General features: G+C 58.2%; 24 protein-coding genes. 11 read left to right on the top strand and 13 right to left on the bottom strand.

Annotated elements, in window-relative coordinates; genetic code table 11:
- Positions 1–31: 31 nt before the first annotated feature.
- The 5 genes from ACYZT0_RS10665 to ACYZT0_RS10645 form a co-directional block, all read right to left on the bottom strand.
- On the bottom strand, positions 32–961 hold the full coding sequence (locus ACYZT0_RS10665; RefSeq protein ID WP_462045793.1) for a LysR family transcriptional regulator: 930 nt from the start codon (positions 959–961) through the stop codon (positions 32–34).
- A gap of 177 nt (positions 962–1,138) precedes the next feature.
- Positions 1,139–1,456: an IS66-like element accessory protein TnpA gene (gene tnpA / locus ACYZT0_RS10660; RefSeq protein ID WP_462045792.1), complete on the bottom strand. Its 318-nt coding sequence runs from the start codon at positions 1,454–1,456 to the stop codon at positions 1,139–1,141.
- Between the two features lie 170 nt (positions 1,457–1,626).
- Positions 1,627–2,664, bottom strand: a complete 1,038-nt coding sequence (locus ACYZT0_RS10655) for a GGDEF domain-containing protein (RefSeq protein ID WP_462045791.1) — start codon at positions 2,662–2,664, stop codon at positions 1,627–1,629.
- A gap of 684 nt (positions 2,665–3,348) precedes the next feature.
- Positions 3,349–4,179 (bottom strand): carboxymuconolactone decarboxylase family protein, encoded by an 831-nt coding sequence (locus tag ACYZT0_RS10650; protein WP_462045790.1) that lies wholly within the window; start codon positions 4,177–4,179, stop codon positions 3,349–3,351.
- 105 nt (positions 4,180–4,284) lie between these two features.
- Positions 4,285–5,064, bottom strand: a complete 780-nt coding sequence (locus ACYZT0_RS10645) for an MBL fold metallo-hydrolase (RefSeq protein WP_462046543.1) — start codon at positions 5,062–5,064, stop codon at positions 4,285–4,287.
- Between the two features lie 91 nt (positions 5,065–5,155).
- On the opposite strand from ACYZT0_RS10645, the gene ACYZT0_RS10640 reads away from it, so the two are divergent.
- Positions 5,156–6,124, top strand: a complete 969-nt coding sequence (locus ACYZT0_RS10640) for a GlxA family transcriptional regulator (protein WP_462045789.1) — start codon at positions 5,156–5,158, stop codon at positions 6,122–6,124.
- Positions 6,125–6,203: 79 nt separating this feature from the next.
- Here the strand turns inward: ACYZT0_RS10640 and ACYZT0_RS10635 are convergent, their stop codons facing one another.
- Genes ACYZT0_RS10635 through ACYZT0_RS10625 form a run of 3 tightly spaced genes read right to left on the bottom strand, consistent with a single transcriptional unit; the run spans position 6,204 to position 9,807 of the window.
- Complete coding sequence (locus ACYZT0_RS10635) at positions 6,204–7,124, bottom strand: LysR substrate-binding domain-containing protein (RefSeq protein WP_462045788.1); 921 nt, start codon at positions 7,122–7,124, stop codon at positions 6,204–6,206.
- 5 nt (positions 7,125–7,129) lie between these two features.
- Complete coding sequence (locus ACYZT0_RS10630; protein WP_462045787.1) at positions 7,130–9,343, bottom strand: xanthine dehydrogenase family protein molybdopterin-binding subunit; 2,214 nt, start codon at positions 9,341–9,343, stop codon at positions 7,130–7,132.
- Positions 9,343–9,807, bottom strand: a complete 465-nt coding sequence (locus ACYZT0_RS10625; protein WP_133102821.1) for a 2Fe-2S iron-sulfur cluster-binding protein — start codon at positions 9,805–9,807, stop codon at positions 9,343–9,345. The genes ACYZT0_RS10630 and ACYZT0_RS10625 overlap by 1 nt, the downstream gene beginning before the upstream one ends.
- A gap of 118 nt (positions 9,808–9,925) precedes the next feature.
- Between ACYZT0_RS10625 and ACYZT0_RS10620 the strand changes: the two genes are divergently transcribed.
- From ACYZT0_RS10620 to ACYZT0_RS10575, 10 genes are all read left to right on the top strand, one after another.
- Complete coding sequence (locus ACYZT0_RS10620) at positions 9,926–10,816, top strand: LysR substrate-binding domain-containing protein (RefSeq protein WP_462045786.1); 891 nt, start codon at positions 9,926–9,928, stop codon at positions 10,814–10,816.
- 339 nt (positions 10,817–11,155) lie between these two features.
- A complete protein-coding gene (locus tag ACYZT0_RS10615; RefSeq protein ID WP_090183042.1) occupies positions 11,156–12,085 on the top strand; it encodes an amidohydrolase family protein in 930 nt (309 codons plus the stop codon).
- Between the two features lie 4 nt (positions 12,086–12,089).
- A complete protein-coding gene (locus ACYZT0_RS10610; protein ID WP_134418495.1) occupies positions 12,090–12,995 on the top strand; it encodes an amidohydrolase family protein in 906 nt (301 codons plus the stop codon).
- Between the two features lie 133 nt (positions 12,996–13,128).
- On the top strand, positions 13,129–14,514 hold the full coding sequence (locus ACYZT0_RS10605) for a UbiD family decarboxylase (RefSeq protein ID WP_462045785.1): 1,386 nt from the start codon (positions 13,129–13,131) through the stop codon (positions 14,512–14,514).
- An 11-nt stretch (positions 14,515–14,525) separates the two neighbouring features.
- Positions 14,526–15,122: a UbiX family flavin prenyltransferase gene (locus ACYZT0_RS10600; protein ID WP_462046542.1), complete on the top strand. Its 597-nt coding sequence runs from the start codon at positions 14,526–14,528 to the stop codon at positions 15,120–15,122.
- Positions 15,119–16,156: a CobW family GTP-binding protein gene (locus tag ACYZT0_RS10595; RefSeq protein WP_462045784.1), complete on the top strand. Its 1,038-nt coding sequence runs from the start codon at positions 15,119–15,121 to the stop codon at positions 16,154–16,156. The genes ACYZT0_RS10600 and ACYZT0_RS10595 overlap by 4 nt, the downstream gene beginning before the upstream one ends.
- 92 nt (positions 16,157–16,248) lie before the next feature.
- Positions 16,249–17,604, top strand: a complete 1,356-nt coding sequence (locus ACYZT0_RS10590; RefSeq protein ID WP_462045783.1) for a nucleobase:cation symporter-2 family protein — start codon at positions 16,249–16,251, stop codon at positions 17,602–17,604.
- A gap of 12 nt (positions 17,605–17,616) precedes the next feature.
- A complete protein-coding gene (locus ACYZT0_RS10585; RefSeq protein WP_462037843.1) occupies positions 17,617–19,005 on the top strand; it encodes an amidohydrolase family protein in 1,389 nt (462 codons plus the stop codon).
- Positions 19,006–19,086: 81 nt separating this feature from the next.
- Positions 19,087–20,253, top strand: coding sequence for an XdhC family protein (locus ACYZT0_RS10580; protein ID WP_462045782.1), 1,167 nt, complete (start codon positions 19,087–19,089; stop codon positions 20,251–20,253).
- Positions 20,254–20,337: 84 nt separating this feature from the next.
- Complete coding sequence (locus ACYZT0_RS10575; protein ID WP_462045781.1) at positions 20,338–21,195, top strand: hypothetical protein; 858 nt, start codon at positions 20,338–20,340, stop codon at positions 21,193–21,195.
- Positions 21,196–21,506: 311 nt separating this feature from the next.
- On the opposite strand, the gene arsJ is transcribed toward ACYZT0_RS10575, so the two are convergent.
- Genes arsJ through arsB form a run of 5 tightly spaced genes read right to left on the bottom strand, consistent with a single transcriptional unit; the run spans position 21,507 to position 25,775 of the window.
- Positions 21,507–22,742, bottom strand: a complete 1,236-nt coding sequence (gene arsJ, locus ACYZT0_RS10570; RefSeq protein WP_462045780.1) for an organoarsenical effux MFS transporter ArsJ — start codon at positions 22,740–22,742, stop codon at positions 21,507–21,509.
- A 9-nt stretch (positions 22,743–22,751) separates the two neighbouring features.
- Entirely contained in the window at positions 22,752–23,756 is a 1,005-nt protein-coding gene (locus tag ACYZT0_RS10565) for an ArsJ-associated glyceraldehyde-3-phosphate dehydrogenase (RefSeq protein ID WP_462045779.1), read from the bottom strand.
- 23 nt (positions 23,757–23,779) lie between these two features.
- The gene (locus ACYZT0_RS10560; RefSeq protein ID WP_462045778.1) at positions 23,780–23,980 is read right to left on the bottom strand and encodes a protein phosphatase; all 201 of its coding nucleotides are present in this window, start codon (positions 23,978–23,980) and stop codon (positions 23,780–23,782) included.
- A gap of 12 nt (positions 23,981–23,992) precedes the next feature.
- A complete protein-coding gene (gene arsH / locus ACYZT0_RS10555) occupies positions 23,993–24,709 on the bottom strand; it encodes an arsenical resistance protein ArsH (RefSeq protein WP_462045777.1) in 717 nt (238 codons plus the stop codon).
- Positions 24,702–25,775 (bottom strand): ACR3 family arsenite efflux transporter, encoded by a 1,074-nt coding sequence (gene arsB / locus ACYZT0_RS10550; protein ID WP_462045776.1) that lies wholly within the window; start codon positions 25,773–25,775, stop codon positions 24,702–24,704. The genes arsH and arsB overlap by 8 nt, the downstream gene beginning before the upstream one ends.

Genomic DNA, 25,775 nt, shown 5'->3' with positions numbered 1-25,775 from the left:
ACGAATCAACGATTCGTTTTTTGCGAACGCATCAACTTGATCGCTGCGAGTGAGCCGCCAGCATTTGTTCCCACACCGGGGGACTGCCGATCTGTTCGATGAGGAAATTAGTCAGCGCTTGAAGCTTGAGCGAAGCCCTCTGAGATCGCCGGTAAACCATTGAGAAGTTGCCACCACGAGGTGCGTAGGGTGCCAGAACCTCTTCAAGTTCACCGGCCACAATGTCCGGTGCGGCCAGGAAGGTGGGCAAAATAGCTAGACCCATACCGGCCTTGGCGGCCTCCATGAGTTGATGACCATTGTTAGTGCGCATACGGCAGCGCACAGGAAACGACTCCAATGTGTTGTTCACTGGTAGCGTCCATCTGCCAAGTGGCTCGCGATTCACATAGAGCATGGCGAAATGCTGGGCCAGATCTTGCGGGACTTGCGGTGTTCCGTGAGCAGCCAGGTAGGCTGGGCTCGCGCAGATGATATGGCGGTTGGCAGTAATGGTTCTGGCGATGAGCGAGGAGTCAGGTAACTCACCGATACGGATGGCTGCGTCAAACTTCTCTTCGTGTAAGTTGACGTTGCGATCATCATATTCGACATCCAACCGCAGTTCAGGGTAAAGCATAGCGAAGGACGACAAAATCGGCGTCAGGTAACGAATGCTAAAAGCCATAGGAGCCGCAATCCGTAGGCTCCCGCGCAAACTCGATTGTGATGTCAGGACGGCGTCTTCGGCATCTTCGACATCGGTAAGAATGCGCACACAATAACGGTAAAACACCTCACCCGATTCAGTCAGCCGAGCCTGGCGACCACGCTCCAGCAAGATGCTATCCAGGCGTTTTTCCAGTTTCTGGATACGCTGGCAGACCATTGATTTGGCCGTACCCAAACGCCGAGCCGCTTCGGAAATACTGCCAGTGTCCGCCACCATGACAAAAGAATGCATCTCGGACAGTTTGTTCAAGGTTTTTAATCCAAAGAAAAGTTATGTACATGCTTCTGCATTCGCATGCACTCTTGACGTTTTTTATAAGTAGTTAAGAGATATTCTTGGTTGCATCGGATAACTTTCCGTCATCATGATACCGGTCGGCGCGCATGTCCATGGGCTCGGTGGCGAGCCAGATGGAGTCGATGCGGATCATTGCGTTAGTCCGCGAACGAATCGGGTACAGCCATCAGGATCGGAGGCCGGCCATTTCACGGTCATCGTTCCTAGCCCGCACGGCAACTCGATGCTGACGGACTTCTCGTTCTGAATGTTTGATTCCAGCTTCACCGGCAAGAAAGCGACCAAGTCAGTGAGCTGTTGATCGCGGTAAAGCGGCAACCATTTTCGCACGACGTTAGCGTTGATGCCGTGACTCATCGCGACACTGGCAACAGAGGCGCCCGGTTGCAGGCATTCCTGGACGACTTGAGTTTTGAAGGGCTTTGGATAAGAGGTTCGTTGGTGCATGGAAATCCTGACATTAAGGGCAATCGCGTCCGCTTAAAAATACGCGGACACCATCGCCCTTAATGTTGGAGTTCGGAAGGTGTGTTGGCTGGACGCTTACGAATGAAGGCGATTCGAGTCACCATATCCTGTGGAGCTATGTGATTGCAGCTAGAGTCCGAACGCCAGTTTCAGTTCACTCGGTTGCGCCCGCTGCGCTTGGCTAGATAGAGCGCATCATCAGCACGAGTCAGAAGGCTTTCCACGTCGTCACCAGCTTTGGCGAGGGCGACACCAAAGGACGCAGTTACGGTGTCTAGCACCTCATCCGTGCCACGAACCTTGATCCGCAGCGCCTGGATTTTTAGGCGCAGCTGCTCAGCAAAAGTATGAGCACTGGTGAGATCAAAACACGCTTGCAGGACTACACAGAACTCTTCACCACCATAGCGTGCCGCCAGGGCCTGAGGCGGGAGCGAGTTCCGTAACACCTGACCAACATGCTCAAGTACGCGGTCGCCCAGAGGATGGCCATACCGGTCATTGAACTGCTTGAAATGATCAATATCCAACATGACCAATGCCACCCCATGAGGAGCGTTGATCAACGCATGCTCCAGCAAGCGAGTGAAGGTAGCTCGGTTCAACACCTTGGTCAGCCCATCCAAAGATGCAGCCAGTTGGGCTCGCTCGAGCTTGTCTCTCAGACTCTTAATTTCATTCTGCGCTGAGTGCAGCTGGGAGAGGAAAAGCTCTTGCTGATCCTGCATGACCTGGGTGCTTTGTTGCAGCTCGCTCAGAATGGCGGGCAACCTCTTGTCGACCGGCTCCGCGAGCATTTCCATGCAATACCCTAGACTGGCTTGAAAGTTGACACTGCCATTCACGCTACGCGAGACATTACGCTCCATGTCGTCAACCAGATTGATCGCTTGTTGTTGCCCTGCGCGCGCCTCCTCCAATTCGTCACGAATGATGTAGTCGCGAAAAAGCTTCGTAGCGGATTCTGGAGGGAAACAGTCGAAGTCTTTGACCACCCTGTCCAGAAGGCGATTAAGCTCTGGCTCCTGACCTTTGCTGTAGGTGTACCAGAGAGCATAGTGCGCGGGATTGGGTGGAATGTTGTGACGCACCATCAGTGGTACGGCCTGTTTCAGTAGAGCCGCCGCCTCGCGGGAGTCCTCTGGATACAGCGTTAGGGCAGTCGCACGCGTCTCTGATTGGCTCATAACGTCACTGTAGTTGGTTTTTATTGGCATATATGAAGTCGGGGGCAGCATATCCTTACGTACACCAAGAGGCCATACATAATGTATACCTACTCCCTGTTGGACTAGCATAGGCCGAACTCGACTACATCAATTTGCTGATGAAGTTGCGTAAGCGTCCGGCGAATTCACCTACCCGATCCCAGCGATAAGGGCGATGTTGTCCACTTAAAAATACGTGGACACTATCGCCCCTATCATCAGGATTGCCATCATCGCTGAGCCATTGAACTAGCAGCAGTGCCGTTTGGGATATCTCATGAACATCTGGCATCGCCCATAAGTTAAACCAGATGAGCGTCCCTCTGCCCATCAATATCTCAGGAGTTTCGAGGTGTGAGGCGTGAGAATTAATCGGACTGCGCAAAGGTTAATCGGACTCCCTTTCATTTCAGCTTCTTAAGAGAGCGGCGCAGACGATCGTCAGCGAACAGATCTCTGCGATCCTGCATGAAGCGAAGGTATACATGGACGTCGTTGGAATTTCGTTTGTTACAGCCTAGCCTCATCACTGTATTAGGAAGGCACCTGAGAAGGCCACTTAGCACGGTCTAAGCTGCCAGTGAGACCGCGCTGAAGTGCTTACATCCATCTCTCTTGGGGTGATTGCCAAGAAGCAGAGCAAGCTGAAATTTCCGGAAGCGGTTATTCCTGCTGCCAAGCCCTGCCTTCGAAGATCTTATCTAGAGGGGTATGAAAGAGGTGATTGGAATAATTACTCAACGTCTTTATCGCAATTGCCAGAACGACCTCCAGGATCTGCCGTTCGCCATAGCCGCCCCCTTGGAATGCTTGAACGGCGGACTTAGACGGCAACCCCCGGGTATGGAACATCACACGTGTGAACGCGGCCAATGCCGAGAGTTTTTCATCTTCGATCACTGTGTTGTCACGAATCGCATTGGTGGTTTGCGGGGCGAGCCCTGACTTCATATCGGCAATGGCGCTATGAGCCGAGACACAGTATTCGCATCCGTTTTCGCGACTGATAACCAAAAAAATCAGCTCCTGTTCCGCCGATGTAAAACCTGACTCGTTACGGAATGCTGAATAGCCTTCCAGGTATGTCTCCAGCAGGCCAGGCGAATTCGCCATGTGGGAGTACATGTTTGGGAGAACGCCTGCTTGTGCTTTGCCTTTGGTCAAAACGTCCTTTGCTCGGCCTTCGGAGGCCTCCAGTTCAATAGCTGGCAGCGTCATTTTGTATTCAGAAAGCATGTGCATGCTCCTCATAATATAGACAGATTGGTCTTTTATTCGGTAGCCAGAGCATTTAAATGATAGCGTCATCCAGATACCCGAGGACAGTAATGAAATCGGGAGAGGTCGGTTGGGCTCAACGCATAGACCACGACCCACACTGAAATGCACTTCGGCAACCAAGGCGTTTGAGGATGCTGATAACAAAACCAAAGAGCCACGGTTTGGCGCTTGAGATGCTTGGCCCAGCTCCGCAAGTTCGAGGATGCCTTTCATTTTGACTCCGGCCCTACCAGGGTCCAGTGTTCGTAGTATCCGCAACAAGTTCTAAATTCGTGCTGACATACATGCGGGTGGACACCACGATTCAATGGCTATTAGTTAACAAGTGAATTCCATACTTTCACCATCTGCTGGGATCCGCAAACGCTGGTCAATACCGGCTAGTTTTCCTGCTTTAGCGAGTGCGGATCTAGTTACCGGGCAATGGCTGACCGCTTCCATGTGATTGGCCACCACCGTTCCGCGACTCAGCCGAGTGAATTCAACGACTTCGTCAATCCCCATGATAATGTCGTCACCAAAATCAAATCGTGCACCCCCAGCAGGTACAACGCTGACGTGTGGCCGGTGGTGTAGCACGAAATCCCGTATGGTCGGCGTGAGAATTGTATCGCCAGCCAGATAGAGGCTGGGTTCGCCTGGCATTTCGATTAAGTAACCGACACCGTGCTCCATCAACTTGCCAATCAGGCCTTTTCCATGGGTGCATTTGATTGTACGAATCGTGCCGCCCAAAAAGAGATTAGGCTGCTCATGATTTTCCGGAAGCGGCTGGATGTTTAAGCCTTGCTCTGCAAGATGGGGCGCGTCGTGCGGTGAACAGATCACTGGAATTTGTCTCTCGCGAAGCCATCTTTTGGCTGCTCGATCCAAGTGGTCGAAGTGCCCCTTTTGGCAGTGGGTGATCAGACAGTGGGTTACCGCATCGAGAACAGTCGAGGTTGAATCCGGCAATTCTACGATTGGGTTGCGCTGCCTGGCGCCGAATAATCGTAAGGGCGGGAGCGCATCTTTTCGCGCCATCATTGGATCGACAAGGATGCGATGGAGGCCGATTTCAATAATGATTGTGGCATTTCGAATGTGTTGAATTTTCATCATAAAAACCCTTTGGAAAGAGATCTTATGGTGCCAATCCGATACGGAGTCCATAATGGCAAGATTAGTCATAATGGATTCATTTTAGGCCATGTCCAAAACTTTAAGAGTTGGTCTCCTCCTGTTCTCCAATTGCATGCCTGCGGGCTTGTTTGCATTCGCAGATCTTCTGTACGCAGCGAATCGGCGCACAGGTCATGATCTCTTCGAAACTGTCTATGTCGCGGAGCAGATCGGGCCAGTTGAGTGTGCGCATGGCGTGACGTTGCAGGCGACAGCCTCCCTTGATAGCGACGAACTGGACGCTATCTTGGTGCCAGGCTTCTGGGCGGAGTCGGCGCAGGAGGTTGAAACGGAGTTGGTCGTTCATACGCCCCTGGTGGCAGCCCTATCGAATCGTGCCAAAACATGCAAGCTTTTGAGTTATTGCACGGGCGTTTGTCTACTTGCCGCGAGTGGTCAGTTAAATGATCAGGCGGCAACGATCACATGGTGGTTAGTGGAGACAATGGCTCAGCGCTACAAAAAGGTGCGCTGGCAAAGCGAGCAGATCTGCATCATTAACCAGAGAACGGCCACAGCTTCAGGCGTAAACGGATATCTGCCCATCGCCCAGGCGCTGATCGAAAAGAACGTCAGCTCTGAAATTTTTCGAGACCTCATCAAGTTGATGGTGCTACCACGCCCTGCTGTCGCTCACACCGCGTTTCAGACAATAAGCCTAATGGAGCAGTCCGAAAGGTTACTACGCAAGCTAATTGTCTTGGTTGAGCAACTGCCGGCTGAACAACTTACAGTGGAAAAGTTAGCGGATAAACTCGGAATGTCCGCGCGAACTCTCGCGCGCAAGGTCAAAAAAGAAACAGGCCTAGCGGTGGCTGCCTATGCCCGTCTTATTAAGTTAAACCAGGTCAGCGAACGCCTCACCTTGACGTCATCAACCGTCAGCACAATTAGCATAGAGCTTGGTTTCAGCAGTGATTCCAATATGCGGCGAATGTTCAAAGAATTGACTGCCCTAACGCCAGCGGAATATCGACAAAAGTTTGGCCGTTACTGATGTGCGTTGGGTCTTAATATGGAATATCTAGTCCAAGTCCAGAATGGCGAATCATAAATTCGCCGGTTCGAGGGTGAAATCAAATCCGCGTTATGGAGTTGAGGAGGGGTTGCTGGCGTTCTTCGAGAACTCGTTCGCGCAACGTATCGAGAAACAGTTTGAGCACCGGCGAGTCATCGTCTGCGCGGTAAGTGGCGTACAACGGCACTTCCGGCAACGCTGGGGTCAGGCGGCGAAACACCAGCCCGGGTGGCGCCAGCTGCTCGATGGACGCTGGCAATAACGCCACACCGAAACCGGCTTGCACCAGGCTGAGCAAGGTTTGAACCTCGATCACCTGTTGGCGGATTTGTGGGGTAAAACCGGCCTTGATGCAGCACTGATAGAGAAAATCTGCAAACCGCGACTGCTTGAGTTCCAGCGCCACAAAAGGCTCCTGTGCCAAGTCCGCCGGCGCCAGGCTTTCGCATCGAGCCAAAGGATGATCGACAGGCATGACCACGCGAATCGGCTCGTAGATCAGCAGTTCATTGCGCAACTGCGGATCGTCATAGCCGACCCGGAATACACAGGCATCGATGCGTTTCTCCTTCAACGCTATGACCTGTGCCGCTGGCGTCATTTCATGCAGGCGCCAGGACACCTGAGGATAGCGCTCACGAAATAGATGTAAGGCCCGCGGCAGCACGCCAACCATCACCGAACTGATCATGCCGATTTCCAGCTCGCCCAACTGACCACGACCGGTCTGACGAGTCAGGTCCAGCGCGCGGTTCAGTTGTTCGAACACCAGCGGCGCCTGTTCCTTGAGTATCTGTCCGGCCGCCGTCAGCTCGACCCGGTGATGACTACGCTCGAACAGCGGCGTACCCAGCTCCTCTTCCAGCAGACGAATCTGCTGGCTCAGCGGCGGTTGGCAAATGTGCAAACGCGTGGCAGCCCGGCCAAAGTGCAGCTCTTCAGCAAGGGCCATGAAATACCGCAGCAATCGCAAGTCCATGACGGCTATCCCAGGGTCAGTGGCGTCGAGCGCTGGCGCACACCGGTCAAGCTGAACAGCGCATTGGCGATGGCCGGGGCCACCGACGTGCTGCCCAGTTCACCGACACCTCCAGGTTTGCTCGGCTCGCCGTCCAGTACCAGAATATCTATCGTCGGCATGTCCGACATCCGGGGCACCCGGTAATCATGGAAGTTGCTCTGCACCACCCTGCCCTGTTTGATGTCCATGCGGTCGAACAGCGCGTGGCCGAGGCCCCACATCAAGCCGCCGTAGATCTGCTCTTCGACACCGCCCGGCGACACCGCCAGGCCGCAATCGACCACGCAGGTGAGCTTATCGACCTTGATCACACCGTCTTTTTTCGAAAGTCTGGCGACCACCGCGATGAAGCTGGTGTAACCCTGATTGGTGGCGATCCCCAAGGTTGTCCCTTCCGGCAATGGCTGGCCCCAACCGGCACGTTCGGCGGCGTTCTTCAGCACCGCGACGTGCCGGGGCCGGCCTTGCATATTGGCTAGGCGAAAGGCCAACGGATCCTGTCCCGAGCTGTGTGCCAATTCGTCCATGAAACTTTCGACGGCAAACACATTGGGAATGAAACTCACGGAGCGATACCAACCGCTGGGCACGTTGCTTTCGTGCCTGACCCAGACCAGGTCCAGATTCGCAGGACGATAAGCAAAGTCCCACGCGGTGATAGCCTCGGTCGTGCTGTAGTCCATGTGGTCGGGGCGTTCGAAATAGCCTGGTTCCCACTGTTCCGGTGAAGCCGGTGAGACCGCGTCAAGTTTCAACGCCGTGAGTTTTCCCTGAGCATCCAGCGCACCTTTGACTCGATGCAGAGTCGCAGGGTGCATGAACAGCGAACGCATTTCGTCTTCACGGCTGTTCATCAGCTTGACTGGCACCTTCGCCTGCTGCGCCAGGTATGCCACTTCGAACAACCAGTACTTGGCCTCCCGCGCCCCGAAGCTGCCACCGGACACCAACTCGTTGATGGTGACCTTGTCCTTGGCGATCTTGCACACCGTTTGCGCAGCTTCCAGCGCCGAAGATGGCACCTGAACGCCGCCCCAGTAGGTGATGGCGTTATTCTTCACCTCGGCGGTAATGCAGATCGGTTCCAGCGGGTTCTGCACCTTGTATGGCATGAGGTAATCGGCCTCGAGCAGCTTCGCGGCGTTCGGCCACTGAGCGCTCACGTCACCTGCAACCATGGCGGACACCCGTTGTGCTTTTTTGTCGTGGATGGCCGCCGCTTGCGCCGTCGCCAGTTGATCGCTGTCGAAACCGGCCAAGGGTGAATCGCTCCATTGCACCTTGAGCAACGCACGACCCTGTTGGGCGGCCCAGTAGTTGTCCGCGAGCACTGCGACGCCTTCCTGATTGCCGCCGAGCACATCAGCCCTGCCGGGAATCGCGATCACCTTACGCACGCCCGGTACTTGCAACGCCGTACTGGAATCCACCGAGACAACCTTGGCGCCGACCACCGGCGTGCGCTGAATCACCGCCACCAGCATCTCTGGCAATTCCACGTCGATGCTGTACTTGAAGCGCCCGCAAACCTTGGCTGCCGCATCGCGCTTGTGCCGCAGTTTGCCAATGTACTTGAACTGCGCGGGGTCCTTCAGAGTGACCTTGGCCGGTGCTGGCAATTTCGCAGCAACACTCACCAGCTCACCGTAACCCAGGCTGCGTTTGCTGGCGGAGTGCACCACCCGGCCCTCTTCGGTTGTGCAACTGCCGGGACTGACTTTCCATTGCGTGGCCGCCGCAGTGATCAGCAATGCGCGCGCCGTGGCACCGGCCATCCGCAGGCGATCGTATTCCAGCGAAACACTGGTGCTACCCCCCGTCGAGAAGACTTTCCATATCGGGTGAATGTAGGTTTCAAAGAACGGATTTTCCGGCGATATCACCTGCACGGTCATCGGGTTGACGTCCAGTTCCTCGGCCACGCAAGCGGCCAATGCAGTGTGGGTGCCTGTGCCGGAATCGTGTTTGTGCACCACCAGTTTCACCGTGCCGTCGGGCAATACCCGAACCCAGGCGTTGGGCTCGAATTCACCCGCAGGCGCAGGTCCTTTCAGGTCCGTAGCGGCTATGCCTGAGGGCAGATAGAACGCAATTGCCAGGCCGCTGGCAACCGTGGCAGCCTGCTTGAGAAAGAGACGGCGCGGCAGTTCGATCTGAGTGTCGTCGATAAACGTCATCACGCCTCCTTCGGCGCAGCAGCTGCGCGCTTGATGGCTTTATTGATTCGCCCGTAAGTGCCGCAGCGGCACACGTTGCCGGACATGGCATTGCGGATCGAGTCATCGGTGACTGTCGCACCGGTGTTGAGCAACGCGGCCGCGGACATGATCTGCCCGGATTGACAGTAACCACATTGCGGAACATCTTCGGCAACCCAGGCCAGTTGCAGCGGATGCTGTTCGGTGGGTGACAAGCCCTCGATGGTGGTGATGCTGTGTCCCGCCACGGCGGCGACCGGCAGTTGGCAGGAACGTACTGCGACACCGTCCAGGTGTACGGTACAGGCACCGCACAGGCCCATGCCGCAACCGAACTTGGTGCCGGTGAGTTTCAAGTGATCACGCAACACCCATAACAAGGGCATGGAGGGCGATGTCTCTACCAGCTCGTGTCGTTCGCCGTTTATCGTGAATTCGATCATTGTCAGGCTCCAAGAGAGCGGCCCGTCTTTGTGCAGGCCTGGTCGCCGATTATTGGGAGCCTGCGCAAAAACGGGCCAGCGACGATTTCTGCCATCCTGTGTAAGTAGGACTAACAGCATGTACAAGCGATACCCGTCGGTGCAGTCCATGAGTGCATTCATCCAGGCCGCGCGCAGCGGAAGCTTCTCCAGTGCCGCGCGCAAACTCGACCTGACTCACAGCGCTATCAGCCAGCAGATCCGCAGCCTGGAAGACTTCATCGGCCAGCCGCTGTTCGTACGCGAAGGTGGCGGCAGTAACCTGACCGATGCCGGGCAATTGTTTGCCAGTGTGCTGTCCGACGGCCTGGCGCAGATCGACCGGGCGCTGTCCTCGGTGAAAAACCGCAGCGTCGCGCAGCGGCTGACCCTTGATGTCGACAGTGAATTGGCCCAAAGCTGGCTCAATCCACGGCTACCGGAACTGCTCGATTTATTGCCTGACCATGAAGTGGTATTGCTGTCGATGCCGCGCTCGGATCGCAGCTCGTTCGAGCGGGTGGACCTGGCGTTGCGCTACGGGTATGGCGATTGGGAAGACTGCGAGATGACCCAGATCTGCGGTGATCGAGTGACGGCGGTGGCATCCCCGGCGCTGCTTGAGCGCCATGGGTTGCAGGTGCCAATTACGCCGGCGCAGGTGCTGGAATTGCCGCTGCTGGGGTATACGCGGCGCTCGTGGATTCCCTGGCTGGATGCAGCAGCAATGGCGCCGACCGAGCCGAATGCGCGGGTGGTTTTCGATAATGCGGCCAACCTGATTGCAGCGGCCGAAGCCGGGGTTGGCGCGGGGCTGGTGCGCGGGTTGCTAGCAGCGGATGCGTTGCGCGCGGGGCGTTTGGTAGAGCTGAACGCGGCGCAAATTCCGGCGCATTACAACCTCTACGCCGTGTGGCCGCCGGGGCAGGCCGAGCGGGTGGCGCCGGTGGTTGAGGTGATCCGCCAGCTGGCCCGGCAAACACTGGACTGACGCCATCGCGAGCAAGCTCGCTCCCACAGGGTTCTCGGGAGTGACTACGATCTGTGCCGCAACAAAAACCCCTGTGGGAGCGAGCTTGCTCGCGATGGCGCCGGCACATCCACCATAAAACCCTGCCCCATATCGAACACATATCAACACCCCGCCCAATTAATATTGTACGAACCCCTCCCCCCCTTCCAATACTTCCCCCCAAGCAGCCAGCGTCCCGAGCCGGATGCGACCAGGCGAGGGAATGCGCAGCAGTGCGCATAGAAATGGCCGATTACCCGGGACGTGGCTGCTGCGAACCGCAAGGTTCCCTTCCCCGCTATCAGGAGATCGACTTCAATGATCATCGATATCAGTTGCTATCCCACCGACCTGGTGGACCTCGCCTGGAGGCATGACGGTGACCCGTTCACCGGCGAGCGTCTGCTGGAGATGATGGATGGCCCGTACATGGTCAACGGCAAACCTCGCCGCATCGACAAAGCCTTCATCCAGCCGCCCCAAGGCAACACCATTTACACCTGGACCGACGGCGACCTCACCGGACGCGAGTCCATCGACGCCTACATGGCTTACACGCTGAAGATGGTCCAGACGTACCCGGATCGCTTCATTGGCTGCTTCGTTTACAACCCGCGCTGCGGCGTGGAAAACGGTGTCGAGGCGATTGAGCGTTACGTCAAGGAACACGGCTTCAAGATGGTCCAGATGCAGGCCAATATGCACGCCTATCGCCCGGACCGTGCGCTGGACTGGGTCCGCCCGGCCTTCGAGAAATGTGCCGAGCTGGGCATCCCGGTCAAGCTTCACACCGGCGACGGGCCTTACAGCATCCCGTCGGAATGGGTGCCGATGATCAAGGAATTCCCCAACGTCGATTTCATCATGGCGCACTTCGGGGTGCAGACCGGCGGCGTCTACGTGTTTGAACCGATGCAATGGGCGATGGAATTGCCCAACGTTTACTGCGAATCGGGCTGGTGCCTGCAATCGCGAATCGTCGAATTCGCCAAGGTCCTGCCGACCCACAAGATCCTGTTCGGCACCGACACCCCGCCAAACGAACCGGGCATGTGGCTGCGCCTGCTGGAAGTGCTCTGCCATGAGCCGCCCCAAGGCCTGAACCTCGACGAGGACACCCTCGAAGAATACCTGGGCAACAACACCGCACGGATGATCGGCCTCGAACCGACCCCGCCGCCACGTTCCGTGTCCGAAGCCGAGGCGCAGTTGAAGCGCCCTGTCACTACCCAACTGGCCAGGAGTTGAACCGATGATTATCGATACCCATCTGCACCCCACCAACCTGGTCGACGAGGCCTGGCGCCACACCGGCGAACCGTTTACCGGCGAGCGCATGCTCAAGCTGATGGACGGCCCGTACATGATCAACGGCAAACCGCGCCGAATCGACATGGGCTTCATCCAGCCGCCACCGGGCAACACCGGTTATCGCGACGGCAACCGGCGGGGCCGCGAAGGCGTGCGCGACTACATGTCGTACATCGCCGAGCTGTGCATGAAGTACCCGGATCGGTTCATTGGCAACTTCAACTTCAACCCGCGCTGGGGACCGGAAAACGGTGCGGCAGAGCTGGAGTTTCATATCAAGGAATACGGTTTCAAGATGCTCAAGCTGCACGCCAACATGCACGGCTATCGTCCCGACCGAGCACTGGACTGGCTGCGGCCGGCGATGAAAGTCTGCGCCAAGTACAACATCGTGGTGCTGATCCACACGGGTGACGGTCCGTACACCATCCCGACGATGTTCTACCCGATCATCCGCGAATTCCCGATGGTCAACTTCATCATCGGTCACTTCGGCATCCAGACCGGCGGCAACTACTCGTTCGAAGCGTTCTGGATGGCCATGGACACGCCGAACGTGTACTGCGAATCCGGCTGGTGCTTCCAGTCGCGGATCGTCGAGTTCGCCAAGGAGCTGCCGCGCAACAAGATCGTCTTCGGCACGGACTCGCCGCCGAACGAACCGGGCATGTGGTTGCGCGAACTCGAAGTCCTGTGTTCGCCGGCACCGCAGGGCTTGGGGATCGATGAAGATCACCTTGAGGATTACCTGGGCAACAACATCGCCCGGTTGTGCGGTATCGAACCGACACCGCCCCCCAAGGACCTGATCGAGGCGGACATTCGCCTGACCACGACCTACCTCTAAGCGTTTTAAAACCAGAGCACAGCGACTTTACAGGCGTACAGATGACCCGGCATTCGATCGACCGGCAGGCCAACGGTTTGTCGATCGAACGTCGCCCTCAGCCCTGCGCGCCTGCTTTTTACGAGGTGAAACCATGACCCTCTCTACGCTCGGCGATACCCAGGATTTTCACGATTTTATCGACGCCTATCGCCGGCAGTACCCGGACGATGTGTTGACCGTTCACGAAAAACTTTCCGCCGATCAGGACGTCACCGCCCTGGTCGATGCCCTGGCCACCCAGGGCCGTGACCCGCTGCTGATCTGCGAAAAGGTCGGCCAACTCGGGGTGCCAGTGGCCACCAATGTGTTCGCCTCCCGGACCCGCATCGCGCGGATCTTCGGTGTCACTCCGGCGCAGCTGCACGAAACCTTCCAGGCCCGCGCCAATCATCCGATCGCGCCCCGTTACGTCGAAACCGGTCCGGTACTGGACGAGATCTTTGAAGGCGAAGCCGTGGACCTGGCGCTGTTGCCGATGCTCAAGCACTTCGACAGTGACCGTGGCCCGTACATTACCAACGCGATCATCATCGCCGAAGACCCGGTCACCGGAATTGCCAACATGAGCTATCACCGCTCAATGCGCCATGCCCGGCAGACCCTCGCCACCAGCCTGCATTCGCGCGGTCACTTGTGGCGCATGCTGCAAACCGCTCGCGAGCGCGGTGAAGAATTGCGCGTGGCCATGGTGGTCGGCGCCCATCCGCTGTTTATGCTTGCCGCAGCAGCACGTTTGCCGTTCGGCAGCGATGAACGCGCAGTGGCAGGTGGCCTGTTTGGTGCCCCATTGGAACTGGTCAAGACCCCGCTTTATGGCATCGGCGTACCGGCCTATGCCGAGTATGTACTGGAAGGCGCCATCGATCCGGCGGCCTATGCCGAGGAAGGTCCGTTCGGCGAGTTCAGCGGCTATTCCTCAGACCGTTCAACCAATAACGTGCTGCGGGTCGACACCCTCATGCGGCGCAAGGACGCTTGGCTGGTGGACGTGGTCGGCGGACGGTACGCCGAACACCTGACCCTGGCGCGCCTGCCACGGGAAGCGGAAATGAGCGAGAAACTCAAGGCACGCTTCCCCGCCGTCACCGCCGTGCACTACCCCAACTCCGGCACGCACTTTCATTGCTACGTGGCGCTGGATCAAAGCCGCGACGGCGAGGCCCGGCAGATCATGCTCGCCCTGCTCGGCTGGGACCCGTACCTGAAAACCGTGATCGCGGTGGACAGTGACATTGACATCAGCGACGACAGCCAGGTGCTGTGGGCATTGGCCACGCACTTTCAGCCGCATCAGGATATTTTCGTCATCGACGGTTTGCCCGGCAGCCCGCTGGACCCATCGTCCTCGGTCAACGGCACCACCTCGCGAATGGGCCTGGACGCAACACGCGGTTCAGGCTTCGACGGGATCAAGGCGCAGCTGGATCAGGACGTGGTCGAGCGTGCGCGCAATCTGCTCATGAGCTATCAATCGTGAACCGCCAGCGGATGGTGGTCGGCATCAGCGGCGCGTCCGGCTTCATTTACGGCGTGCGCTTGCTGGAGCTGCTGGCTGAGCTGGACATCGAAAGCCACCTGATCATCAGCCGCGCCGCGCTGCTGACCATGGCCCATGAAACCGACTACAAACTGGCGGACGTCACCGCCCTCGCCAGCCATTACCACCGCGCCGACGACGTGGCTGCCGGGATCGCCAGCGGTTCGTTCCGCTGCCTGGGCATGGTGGTCGCGCCTTGCTCCATGCGCACCCTGGCGGAGATCGCCACCGGCACTTCATCGGGGCTGATCGGCCGCGCCGCCGACGTGACCCTCAAGGAGCGCCGCACCTTGGTGTTGATGGCCCGGGAAACGCCGCTGACCCTGGCCCATCTGCGAAACATGACCGCCGTCACCGAGATGGGCGGGATCATCGCCCCGCCGGTGCCGGCCTTTTACGCCCGCCCGCAAAACCTTTTGCAAATGGTCGATCACAGCCTTGGCCGTGTCCTCGACCTGTTCGGCCTCGACGCCGGGACCGCGCTGCGCTGGGGTGAACCCGGCACATCGACCACCGGCCATTTCGCAACAACGAAGGAGCTCGCATGAACAGCCCATTCAACGCCCCGACCCCGAACCGCAAGATCCCGGTGACCATCCTCACAGGCTTCCTCGGCGCCGGTAAAACCACCCTGCTCAACTACATCCTCAAGGAAAACCACGGCCGCAAGATCGCCGTGATCGAAAACGAATTCGGCGAAGTCGGCATCGACGGCGACTTGGTGCTCAGCTCCGAGACCGAAGAAATCTACGAGATGGTCAACGGCTGCGTGTGCTGCACCGCCGAGGTTCGCGAGGACCTGGTGCGCATCGTCCGCGAACTGGTGGCGCGCCCGGTGCGGCTGGATCACATCTTGATCGAGACCAGTGGTTTGGCCGATCCGTACCCGGTGGCGCAGAGCTTCTTTATCAACGACCCGATTGCAGATGAAGTGGAACTGGACGCCATCGTGACCATGGTCGACGCCAAGCACATCGCCCAGCATCTGGAGGATTTGCAGCTGGATGGCGTGGACAACCAGGCAGTAGATCAGATCGTCTGCGCCGACCGCATTGTGATCAATAAGGTCGATCTGGTGAGCGAGGACGACGTGGCAGCGCTGCGCGGCAAGATTCGTGGGTTAAACGCCACGGCGGATCTGGTGACCTCCAGCTACGCCGAGATCGACCTGTCGAAGATTCTCGGCATCGGTGCGTTCGAGTCGACGCAGAAGCTGATGGAAATCGGCTCTGAGCACGATCACCACGCCGACGAACACCACCATGATTTGGATCATGCTCATGATCCGAGCGTGTCGTCAGTCGGTATCGCCGTGGACGGCGCCGTGAATCTGCTCGCCTTCCACCAGTGGATCAGCGAGTTGCGCAATGAGCAGGCCGACAACCTCTACCGCATGAAAGGTGTGCTGGCCGTCGCGGATCAGGATCAGCGTTACGTGCTGCAGGGCGTTCACAGCCTGGTCGAGTTCCGTGCCTCCACCCCATGGGGCACGGAACCACGCTCCAGCAAGATTGTGTTCATCGGCCGCGACCTGGACCGCGCTGCGTTGAACCAAGGCTTTGCCGCCTGCCTGGCAGGCTGAAAGAACGGCATCGGAGCCGGTGGATGGCGGCTCCGGGCACACAGAACGAATACCCCTCTCTACAACATAAAAACAGCAAGAGGTGATTCTCCATGTCGTCAGCCACTACCCCTTCCACCGTCCACCCGGTCGACCAGATTCTACCGGTCCGCCAAATGCTCACCCTTGGCCTGCAACACATGGCCGTCTCATACATCGGCGCCATCGCCGTGCCGTTGATTGTCGCCAGCGCCCTGAAAATGTCCCAGGCCGACACCGTGGTGCTGATTAGCACCACGCTGTTCTGCTCCGGCATCGCCACGCTTTTACAAACCGTCGGCTTCTGGAAATTCGGCGTGCGTTTGCCGATCTTGCAGGGCGTGGCGTTCAGCAGTGTCGGCCCGGTCATCGCCATCGGCACCAACCCGGAGGTGGGGTTCGCCGGGGTCTGCGGGGCGGTGATCGGCGCGGGGATCTTTACGATGCTCGTCGCGCCGTTCGTGGGCCGATTGCGCCGGTACTTTCCGCCGGTGGTCACCGGCTGCATTGTCACGGTGATCGGTTTGCAGCTGTTCCCGATTGCCTATGAGTGGGTTGGCGGCGGCCGCAACGCCAGTAATTTCGGCGCCCCGGCCTACCTCGCCGTCGCCGCCGTGGTGCTGGCGACCATCCTGTTGGTCAATCGTTATGGCAGCCCGATGCTGCGCAACATGGCGGTGCTGATCGGGATGCTCGTGGGTGCGGGACTGGCTTACGGTCTGGGCATGGGCAGTTTTCACAGCGTGCAGGAATCGCCCTGGCTCACTGTGCCCTACCCGTTCTACTTCGGTATGCCGACGTTTAGCCTGATTCCGATCGCCACCATGGTGGTGGTGATGATCGTGCAGATGGTCGAGTCCATGGGGTTGTTCGTGGCCATCGGCGACATCGTCGACAAACCGGTGGGAGAGAAACAAGTGATCAACGGCCTGCGGGCTAACGGACTGGCAAGCACCATCGCCGGGATGTTCGCCGCGTTTCCGTTCATTGCCTTCATGGAGAACGTCGGGCTGGTGATTTTGACCGGCGTGCGCAGCCGCTGGGTGGTGGCTGTCAGCGGGTTGCTCATGTGCTCCGTGGCATTGATACCGAAGGCCGGTGCGATCATCGCGTCGATGCCGACCGCCGCCCTCGGGGGTGCCGGGATTGCCATGTTCGGCGTGGTCGCCGCAGCGGGCATTCAGACCCTGGCCAAAGTCGATTACGAGCGCAACCGCTTCAACGTGTTGATCGTCGGTTTCACCATCGCCGCCGCCTTGGTGCCGGTGCTCGCGCCGGCCCTGTTCAAGCAAATGCCCGAGTGGTCCCAGCCGTTCCTGCACAGCAGCGTAGTGATCGCCTGCCTGGTGTCGGTGCTGCTCAACGCCGCGCTCAACGGCGTCAGCGTTCCCGACAGCGAGGCAACCAAGCCCGCGCCCCACAGCCTCTGACTGGAGAAGCACATGACTCAACTTCAAAACATCCTGATCAAAAACCCGGTGGCGGTGATGACCGGCTTGCGCGGCCCGCGTGCCCGGGCGGGCAACGTGGACATTCGCATCGTCAACGGTCGCATCGCTGAAATGGCTACGGACCTGGTGGCGCAACCCGGCGAACGGGTGATTGATGCCCGTCACTCGGTGGTCTACCCAGGCTGGATCAACACCCACCACCACCTGTTTCAGAACCTGCTCAAAGCCGTGCCCGAAGGTTTGAATCAAGACTTGCAAGGCTGGCTGGCCAGCGTGCCCTACCCGCGCCTCAACCGTTTTACACCACAACTGGCGCAGATCGCCGCGCGATTAGGCATGGCCGAGTTGCTGTTGTCGGGGGTAACGACCTGCGCCGATCACCATTACCTCTATCACGCCAACGGCACAACGGAGACCGGCGACCTGCTGTTCGACACGGCTGACGCGTTTGGGATGCGTTTTGTGTTGTGCCGGGGCGGCGCACTGGAGTCCGCCAGCGCTCATCCGGGATTCTCGAAAACGGCGCTGCAACCGGAGACGCTTGAGCAGATGGTCGGTGACATCGAACGGCTCAAATCGCTGTACCACCAGGACACTCCGGATGCGATGCGTCGAGTGGTGGTGGCGCCGACGACGCCGACGTTCTCGCTGCCGCCCACCTTGCTGCGCGAGCTTGCGCACACCGCTCGCGGCCTCGGATTGCGCTTGCACACGCACCTTTCGGAGACGCAGAACTACGTCAACTTTTGTCGCGAGAAATACAACTGCCTCCCAGTGGAATTCGTCGCCGAACACGAATGGCTCGGCCCCGACGTCTGGTTCGCCCACGCGGTGCATTTGCAGCCGGGGGAAATCCGCATGCTCGCGCAAACCGGCACCGGCATTTCTCATTGCCCGGTGAGCAACGCACGGCTGGGCAGCGGCGTCGCGCCGGTACCACAAATGTATGAGGCCGGGGTGCCGATATCGCTTGGGGTGGATGGCGTGGCATCGAACGAATCCGGAAGTATGGTCGGTGAGGCGCACACGGCGTGGTTGATTCATCGGGCCGAACAAGGGGCTTCAGCGACCACCGCCGAAGATGTGATTCATTGGGGCTCGGCCGGCGGCGCGCAAGTGTTGGGGCTGGGTTCGGTCGGAACGCTGGAAATTGGCCAGGCTGCGGATCTGGTGATCTATGGCCTCGATCATCCACGGTTCTTCGGCTTCCACGATATCGCGCTGGCGCCGGTGGTCGCGGGTGAGCCGATTGCCGTGCGGTACAGCATGGTCGGGGGGCGGCTGGTGGTCGACGACGGCGTGATTCCGGGGCTGGATCTGGAGCGCATGCGCGCTGAAGCGTGGGAAGGGGTGCAGCAGTTGATGCATGTCGTCGACTGATCCAACCGCCAACACAACCCCTTGTTGGAGCTGGTTTGCCGGTTCCAACAGGTTGCGCACCAACCTTCGGGATAACACACCATGTCCGGCCTCAACGACCTCCTCCAAGCCATTGAAACCTCCGCCCGGCAAGGCGAAGAAACCGTCCTCGCCACCGTGGTCAAGGTCGAAGGTTCCGCCTACCGCCGCCCTGGCGCACGCATGCTCATCCCCCTCCACGGCCGAACCATCGGCACCGTCAGCGGCGGATGCCTGGAACAGGACTTGGCCAAAAAGGCCTGGTGGCTGACCGATTCCGGCGAGCCGGTGGTGCGCCGCTACAGCACCGGCGCGACCGAAGATGAAGACGACGACCAAAGCGCCCTGACCTTCGGCCTCGGCTGCAACGGCACGGTTTTCGTCATGCTCGAACGCCTGCGCGCGAAGACCCCGTCATTGGCCATCGAACTGTTGCGACAGGTGCGTGACAGTCTGCAACCTGCGGCCATGGCGACCATCATTGCCACGTCTCGCCACACGTCAGTGCGGGTCGGTGATCGGGTGGTGTCGCACGCAAGCCCCGCGCTACGCAATCGCGCACTCGACAGGAGCATCCGCAAAGACCTGCGCAAAACACTCACCGAGAAAAAATCCTCTCTGCGGCTCTACACCGATGCCCGTGGAGAGGTCGAAGTGTTCTTCGAATACGTGGCTCCGCCCCCGCGCCTGGTGATCTTCGGCGCCGGCCACGACGCCCAGCCACTGGTGCGCATAAGCAAACTGCTGGGCTGGCACGTCAGCGTGATCGACAGCCGCAGCCACTTTGCCCGCCCTGAACGCTTTCCGCAGGCCGATGCGGTCATCGTCGCGAACCTCGACGCCTCCATTGTCCTCGGACCGTTGATCGAGGGGGCCGCGGTGGCCGTCATGACTCACAGCTACCGCCAGGACCGACACTGGCTCGGCCAATTGCTGCAAGGCGCACCGGCCTACATCGGCCAACTCGGCCCCCGCGAGCGGACCGAGCGCTTGTTGACCGACATTCGCCAACATAATCCTGCCCTGAATGCATTGCTACAGCTGCACTACCCAATGGGCCTTGACCTTGGCGGCGATGCGCCCGAAAGCGTCGCGCTCTCGATTCTGGCGGAGATGACGGCGGCGTTGAATCTGCGTCACGGCGGGATGCTCAAGCATCGGAGCAAACCGATTCATTACGTGGATTTGCTGGTGTGTGAAAAGTTGGAGGCAGCGGCAGCGGTCGATTGAGCCGGTTTCAAACGGCGACAGTTTCTCGGCACCTATAAAAAAGTCCCTCATGCCGAAGTGGACGACTACTCAAGGAAATGAAAGATGCAGAACCGCACGTTTCTCGTTCGGCAGACCTTTGCCATCAGTACTCTGTTATTGACGACGGCCACTTCATTGCAAGCTGCCGACTGGAGCGATAACTCAATCAGTTACTGGTATGGCACCCACTTCGCTGAGCCGGGCATCGATGGCCCGATCGCCAAGCACATCGTTGAATTCACTCACGTTGACGGATACAAATACGGCAGCAACTTCCTCGACGTGCAGGTGTTGTTTTCCGATAAAGACGATCCAGCCGAGGGCGGCGGCGACGGTGCTACCGAGGTGTATGCGATATATCGCCATCAACTTTCACTGAATAAAATATCCGGCCAGGATTTCAAGTGGGGACCCGTTCGGGACTGGTCACTTTCGGGTGGCGTCGACTGGAACACCAAAAACACTGCCTTCGCGCCGGCAAAACGCATGCTCGTCATCGGCCCGACGATCAATTTCAACGTGACAGGTTTTTGGGACTTCAGTGTGATGTACCGCTCCGAGCGCAACCACAATGGCTTGCCGTTCGCCCAGGAGCACGATATTCGCTTCAACGACACGTACTACCTGGAAACCGCCTGGGAGATTCCATTCCAGCTCGGCTCAGCACCGCTCAAGTTCAAGGGCTTTGCCAACTTCATCCCGCCCAAGGGCAAAGACGGCTTCGGTAACGACACCGTAAGCGAAACGCTCGTGCACGCCACTTTACTGGTGGACGTGGGCGAGCTCACTTTCGGCAAGAAAGATACCTTCTTTGCCGGGGTGGGTTACGAATACTGGAAGAACAAGTTCGGTAACAACTCAGCCAACACACCTGGCACCGAGGCCAATACGCCGTTTCTGAATCTGGAATGGCATCTGTAATGCTCCAATCAGAAGGCACACCGTCTTACACGGACAGTTGCATTGAGACTTCATGGATAATGTCCGCACTAATGCGTGGGAGTTGACCCTACAACTTAGCCTCGGGCTGGAAGCCGGGCGGTGTGCTGACCGGACTTATACGTCTAAACCTCAATGTAGCCGGGGGACTCCACGTATGCGACCCGTACCGGCCCCTTGCGAATGACTGCTACGTCCGCGCGTGCCCCATGGCGTAGAGCATTTTAGATGCTCCTTATGCGGCTCGACTCGCAATGTCTGGGTTAGAAAGGAAAGCCTCCTGACTGACCCACTCAATTGGCTTGTATCGAATGACGGTCGGCATGCCTCGGTAACCCTATAGAAATCAGTGCCGCGAGTAGTACGAATGCGCTCGATACCCACAAGCACGCGCCCAGTCCATACACCTGATAAATCCAGCCGGAGAGCACCGTGCCGATCAGTCGCCCCATGGCGTTCGACATGTAATAAAAACCCACATCCAGCGACACGCCGTCTTCCTTGGCATAGGAAACGATCAAGTAGCTGTGCAGCGACGAGTTCACCGCGAATAGCGCACCAAAGACCATCAATCCACCCAACAGCACCACCTGTTGTGACAGCCCGGTGCTCAGCCCGAGAGCAATTGCCGCAGGCAGACCCGCCAGTGCAAGTGCCCACAAAAATGCCGCACGACCATCCGGTACGTGTCCACGTTTCTTGCCGGTGATGTTGGGCGCGAAGGACTGCACGATACCGTAGCCAATCACCCAGGCCGCAAGGAAGCCGCCAACCTTCCAGAAGTCCCAGCCAAACACGCTGCTGAGGTAGACCGGCAAGGCCACCACAAACCAGACATCGCGGGCGCCGAACAGAAACATCCGCGCCGCTGAGAGGATATTGATCGCCCGGCTCTTGGACAGGATGTCGCGAAACCTGGGCTTGGCTTTCGCTTTGCCCAAGTCCTTCTTCAACAGGATCAAGCTGCTGATCCAGATCAGCGCCAGGACACCCGCCATGGCCAGCAATGCACCTTTGAAGCCGATCAATGCCAGCAAGGCTCCGCCAAGAAAGAAGCCAACACCCTTCAGTGCATTCTTCGAGCCGGTGAGGATCGCCACCCACTGGTAGAGCTTGCCCTGCTGCCCATCCGGAACCAGAAGCTTGATGGAGCTTTTGGCACTCATCTTGTTCAGGTCTTTGGCAATCCCCGACAGCGCCTGAGCACCCATCACCCATGGGATGGTTAGCCAAGCCACAGGAACGGTCAGCATCAGCAGCGCCGCGACCTGGATGCCCAGCCCGATGTTCATGGTTCGGTTCAGACCCAGCCGGGCGCCAAGGTAGCCACCCACCAGGTTGGTGATCACGCCAAAGAGTTCGTAGAACAGAAACAACGCCGCGATTTGCAGCGGGCTGTAGCCCAACGCGTGAAAGTGCAGCACCACCAACATGCGCAAAGCGCCATCGGTGAGGGTGAAGGCCCAGTAGTTGCCCGTGACGAGCAGGTACTGCCGCACTTCCGGGGCGAGGGCTGACAACGTTTTCATGACCGCTCCTTAGACTGCCAGACCGACCATTTTGGCCAGTTCGACGGTGCGGTTGGCATAGCCCCACTCGTTGTCGTACCAGGCATACAGTTTGACTTGGGTGCCGTTGATGACCATGGTCGACAGCGCATCGATGATTGATGAACGCGGATCGGTTCGATAGTCGATGGACACCAATGGACGCTCCTCGAAACCGAGAATGTCTTTCAGCTCGTTCTCGGAGGCGTCCTTGAGGAACTGATTCACCTCCTCGACAGTGGTGGCCCGCTCAACCTCAAAGACACAGTCAGTCAGCGAAGCGTTGGCCAGCGGCACGCGTACCGCATGACCATTCAGGCGCCCACGCAGCTCCGGGAAAATTTCGGCGATGGCGGTGGCCGAGCCGGTGCTGGTCGGAATCAAACTCATCCCCGAAGCACGCGCACGGCGCAGATCCTTGTGCGGCTGATCGAGGATGCTCTGAGTGTTGGTCAGGTCATGGATGGTGGTGATCGATCCGTGACGAATGCCCAGTTTTTCGTGGATCACTTTCACCACTGGCGCCAGGCAATTGGTGGTGCAGGAGGCAGCCGTGACAATGCGATGTTGCGCCGCATTGAACAGCTGATGATTGACGCCCATGACAATGTTCAGCGCGCCTTTTTCCTTCACGGGGGCGCTGACCACTACGCGCTTCACGCCTTGGTCGAGGTAAGCCTGAAGCACCGCGACGGTCTTCATCTTGCCGCTGGCTTCAATCACCAGATCGCATCCCGACCAATCAGTGTCGGCAATCACCTTATTGGCCGTCACCTTGATTCGTCTACCGTCGATGACGATGCTGTCGCCCTCGGAGTCGGCCTGATAATTCCAACGACCATGCACCGAGTCGAAGTTCAACAGGTGCGCATGAGTCGCCGCGTCACCTGCTGGATCATTGATCTGCACGAACTCGAACTCTGGCCAGCTCCAGGCTGCTCGCAGAGCGAGGCGACCGATCCGACCAAAACCATTGATGCCAACTTTGATAGTCATGTTGTTGTGCTCTATATCTGTTGTCAGTGGGCGTTCGACTGGGTGTCGAACTGGCCGATGTATTCAATGTGGGCAGGCTGCGGACGCAACGCCGATGCCCCCGCGTCCTTGAGGGTTTGCAGCGCCTCGAACGGTCGGGTGCCCTTCGTGCCTGGGCACGGGGTGAAGATCAATTGGCCATTGAACTGTGCCAAGGGAAGTACGGAGTATGGGTGTTGTTGCACGGTGAAAAATCCTCAGATGGAGCGCTGATTGACACGTTTCATGAGTTCTTCCGCCGACTCTTTGCGCTCGGAATAACGATCGACCAGATAGTCCTGACGGTCGCGAAGCAGCAGCGTGAATTTCACCAACTCCTCCATTACATCAACGACACGGTCGTAGAACGGAGAAGGTTTCATCCGGCCGCTATCGTCGAATTCCATATAGGCCTTCGGCACGGAGGATTGGTTGGGGATGGTGAACATGCGCATCCAACGTCCCAACACTCGCAGCTGATTGACCACGTTGAACGACTGCGAGCCACCGCACACCTGCATGACGGCGAGAGTTTTGCCCTGGGTCGGGCGTACCGCGCCCATGGCCAGTGGCACCCAGTCGATCTGCGCTTTGAACACTGCACTCATGGAACCGTGACGTTCTGGAGAGCACCAGACCTGCCCTTCGGACCACAGCATCAGCTCGCGCAATTCCTTCACGCGTGGGTGATCGTCCGGAGCATCATCGGGCAGCGGTAAACCTGACGGATTGAAAACCCGCGCCTCGGCGCCGAAGTGCTCCAGCAGTCGAGCGGCTTCCTCTACCAGCAGACGACTGAAGGAGCGTTCACGGGTCGATCCGTACAGCAGCAAAATGCGCGGCTTGTGGATGGAGATCTTTTCGATACCGAGTTTGTCTGTCGATGGGAGATCAACCAGTTCGGTATCGAGTTGGGGGATAGGGTTATCAAACATAGTCTTTGTCCTGCGCAACGGCGCTCTTGGATTCATCGAACCAGCGGCGTTTCAACCAGAGAGCAACACCGACCAGGGAAATCAGCACTGGCACTTCCACCAATGGGCCAATCACCGTGGCAAAGGCGACCGGGGAAGCCAGGCCGAAGGTGGCAATGGCCACAGCAATCGCCAGTTCGAAGTTGTTGCTCGCGGCGGTGAAAGCCAGTGCGGTAATGCGTGGATAGTCAGCCTTAAGCAATTTGCCCATCCAGAAGCTGATGAAGAACATCACCACGAAGTAGATCGTCAGAGGGGTCGCGATACGCAACACATCGAATGGCAATTGCAGTACCACGTCACCCTTGAGGCTGAACATGGCCACGATGGTCAACAGCAGCGCTACCAGCGTCAGTGGGCTGATCTTCGGAATGAAGCGTTCCTGGAACCAAACTTCGCCTTTACGGACGATGAGGATCTTGCGGGTCAGGAAGCCTGCCAGGAACGGCACACCCAAGTAGATCAGGACCGACTCGGCAATGCTGACAAAGCTGGTCTCAATCACACTGCCTTCCAACCCGAACAGCGGCGGCAACAGCCCAAGAAAGACCCAGGCGTACAGACTGAAAAACAGGATTTGGAAGATGCTGTTGAAAGCTACTAGCCCGGCGACGTACTGATTGTTGCCACCCGCGATCTGATTCCAGACCAGCACCATCGCGATACAACGAGCCAAGCCGATCAGGATCAGACCCGTCATGTATTCCGGTTGGTCCCGCAGGAAGATGATCGCCAGTGCGAACATCAACACCGGGCCGATGACCCAGTTCTGGACCAAAGACAAAACGAGAATGCGCTTGTCCTTGAAGACTTCCGGCAGTTCCTCATAACGAACCTTGGCCAAAGGCGGATACATCATCACGATCAATCCGATAGCGATGGGGATGTTGGTTGTGCCCACAGAAAGACTGTTGAGCCACTGTGGCCAGCCTTCGAACAAACTCCCCAAACCGATGCCCAAGGCCATGGCTAGAAAAATCCACAGGGTCAGGTAACGGTCCAGGAAGGAAAGGCGGCTTTTACTCAT

It is taken from the genome of Pseudomonas sp. ZS1P83 (genome assembly GCF_054897825.1).
This window is presented reverse-complemented; position numbering and strand designations above follow the sequence as displayed.

What these genes read in the sequence shown, in the direction of transcription:
- tnpA (WP_462045792.1), bottom strand. Translation starts at nt 1,456, where the DNA reads ATGCACCAACGAACCTCTTATCCAAAGCCCTTCAAAACTCAAGTCGTC.
- ACYZT0_RS10655 (WP_462045791.1), bottom strand. Translation starts at nt 2,664, where the DNA reads ATGAGCCAATCAGAGACGCGTGCGACTGCCCTAACGCTGTATCCAGAG.
- ACYZT0_RS10650 (WP_462045790.1), bottom strand. Translation starts at nt 4,179, where the DNA reads ATGAAAGGCATCCTCGAACTTGCGGAGCTGGGCCAAGCATCTCAAGCG.
- ACYZT0_RS10645 (WP_462046543.1), bottom strand. Translation starts at nt 5,064, where the DNA reads ATGAAAATTCAACACATTCGAAATGCCACAATCATTATTGAAATCGGC.
- ACYZT0_RS10640 (WP_462045789.1), top strand. Translation starts at nt 5,156, where the DNA reads ATGTCCAAAACTTTAAGAGTTGGTCTCCTCCTGTTCTCCAATTGCATG.
- ACYZT0_RS10635 (WP_462045788.1), bottom strand. Translation starts at nt 7,124, where the DNA reads ATGGACTTGCGATTGCTGCGGTATTTCATGGCCCTTGCTGAAGAGCTG.
- ACYZT0_RS10630 (WP_462045787.1), bottom strand. Translation starts at nt 9,343, where the DNA reads ATGACGTTTATCGACGACACTCAGATCGAACTGCCGCGCCGTCTCTTT.
- ACYZT0_RS10625 (WP_133102821.1), bottom strand. Translation starts at nt 9,807, where the DNA reads ATGATCGAATTCACGATAAACGGCGAACGACACGAGCTGGTAGAGACA.
- ACYZT0_RS10620 (WP_462045786.1), top strand. Translation starts at nt 9,926, where the DNA reads ATGTACAAGCGATACCCGTCGGTGCAGTCCATGAGTGCATTCATCCAG.
- ACYZT0_RS10615 (WP_090183042.1), top strand. Translation starts at nt 11,156, where the DNA reads ATGATCATCGATATCAGTTGCTATCCCACCGACCTGGTGGACCTCGCC.
- ACYZT0_RS10610 (WP_134418495.1), top strand. Translation starts at nt 12,090, where the DNA reads ATGATTATCGATACCCATCTGCACCCCACCAACCTGGTCGACGAGGCC.
- ACYZT0_RS10605 (WP_462045785.1), top strand. Translation starts at nt 13,129, where the DNA reads ATGACCCTCTCTACGCTCGGCGATACCCAGGATTTTCACGATTTTATC.
- ACYZT0_RS10600 (WP_462046542.1), top strand. Translation starts at nt 14,526, where the DNA reads ATGGTGGTCGGCATCAGCGGCGCGTCCGGCTTCATTTACGGCGTGCGC.
- ACYZT0_RS10595 (WP_462045784.1), top strand. Translation starts at nt 15,119, where the DNA reads ATGAACAGCCCATTCAACGCCCCGACCCCGAACCGCAAGATCCCGGTG.
- ACYZT0_RS10590 (WP_462045783.1), top strand. Translation starts at nt 16,249, where the DNA reads ATGTCGTCAGCCACTACCCCTTCCACCGTCCACCCGGTCGACCAGATT.
- ACYZT0_RS10585 (WP_462037843.1), top strand. Translation starts at nt 17,617, where the DNA reads ATGACTCAACTTCAAAACATCCTGATCAAAAACCCGGTGGCGGTGATG.
- ACYZT0_RS10580 (WP_462045782.1), top strand. Translation starts at nt 19,087, where the DNA reads ATGTCCGGCCTCAACGACCTCCTCCAAGCCATTGAAACCTCCGCCCGG.
- ACYZT0_RS10575 (WP_462045781.1), top strand. Translation starts at nt 20,338, where the DNA reads ATGCAGAACCGCACGTTTCTCGTTCGGCAGACCTTTGCCATCAGTACT.
- arsJ (WP_462045780.1), bottom strand. Translation starts at nt 22,742, where the DNA reads ATGAAAACGTTGTCAGCCCTCGCCCCGGAAGTGCGGCAGTACCTGCTC.
- ACYZT0_RS10565 (WP_462045779.1), bottom strand. Translation starts at nt 23,756, where the DNA reads ATGACTATCAAAGTTGGCATCAATGGTTTTGGTCGGATCGGTCGCCTC.
- arsH (WP_462045777.1), bottom strand. Translation starts at nt 24,709, where the DNA reads ATGTTTGATAACCCTATCCCCCAACTCGATACCGAACTGGTTGATCTC.
- arsB (WP_462045776.1), bottom strand. Translation starts at nt 25,775, where the DNA reads ATGAGTAAAAGCCGCCTTTCCTTCCTGGACCGTTACCTGACCCTGTGG.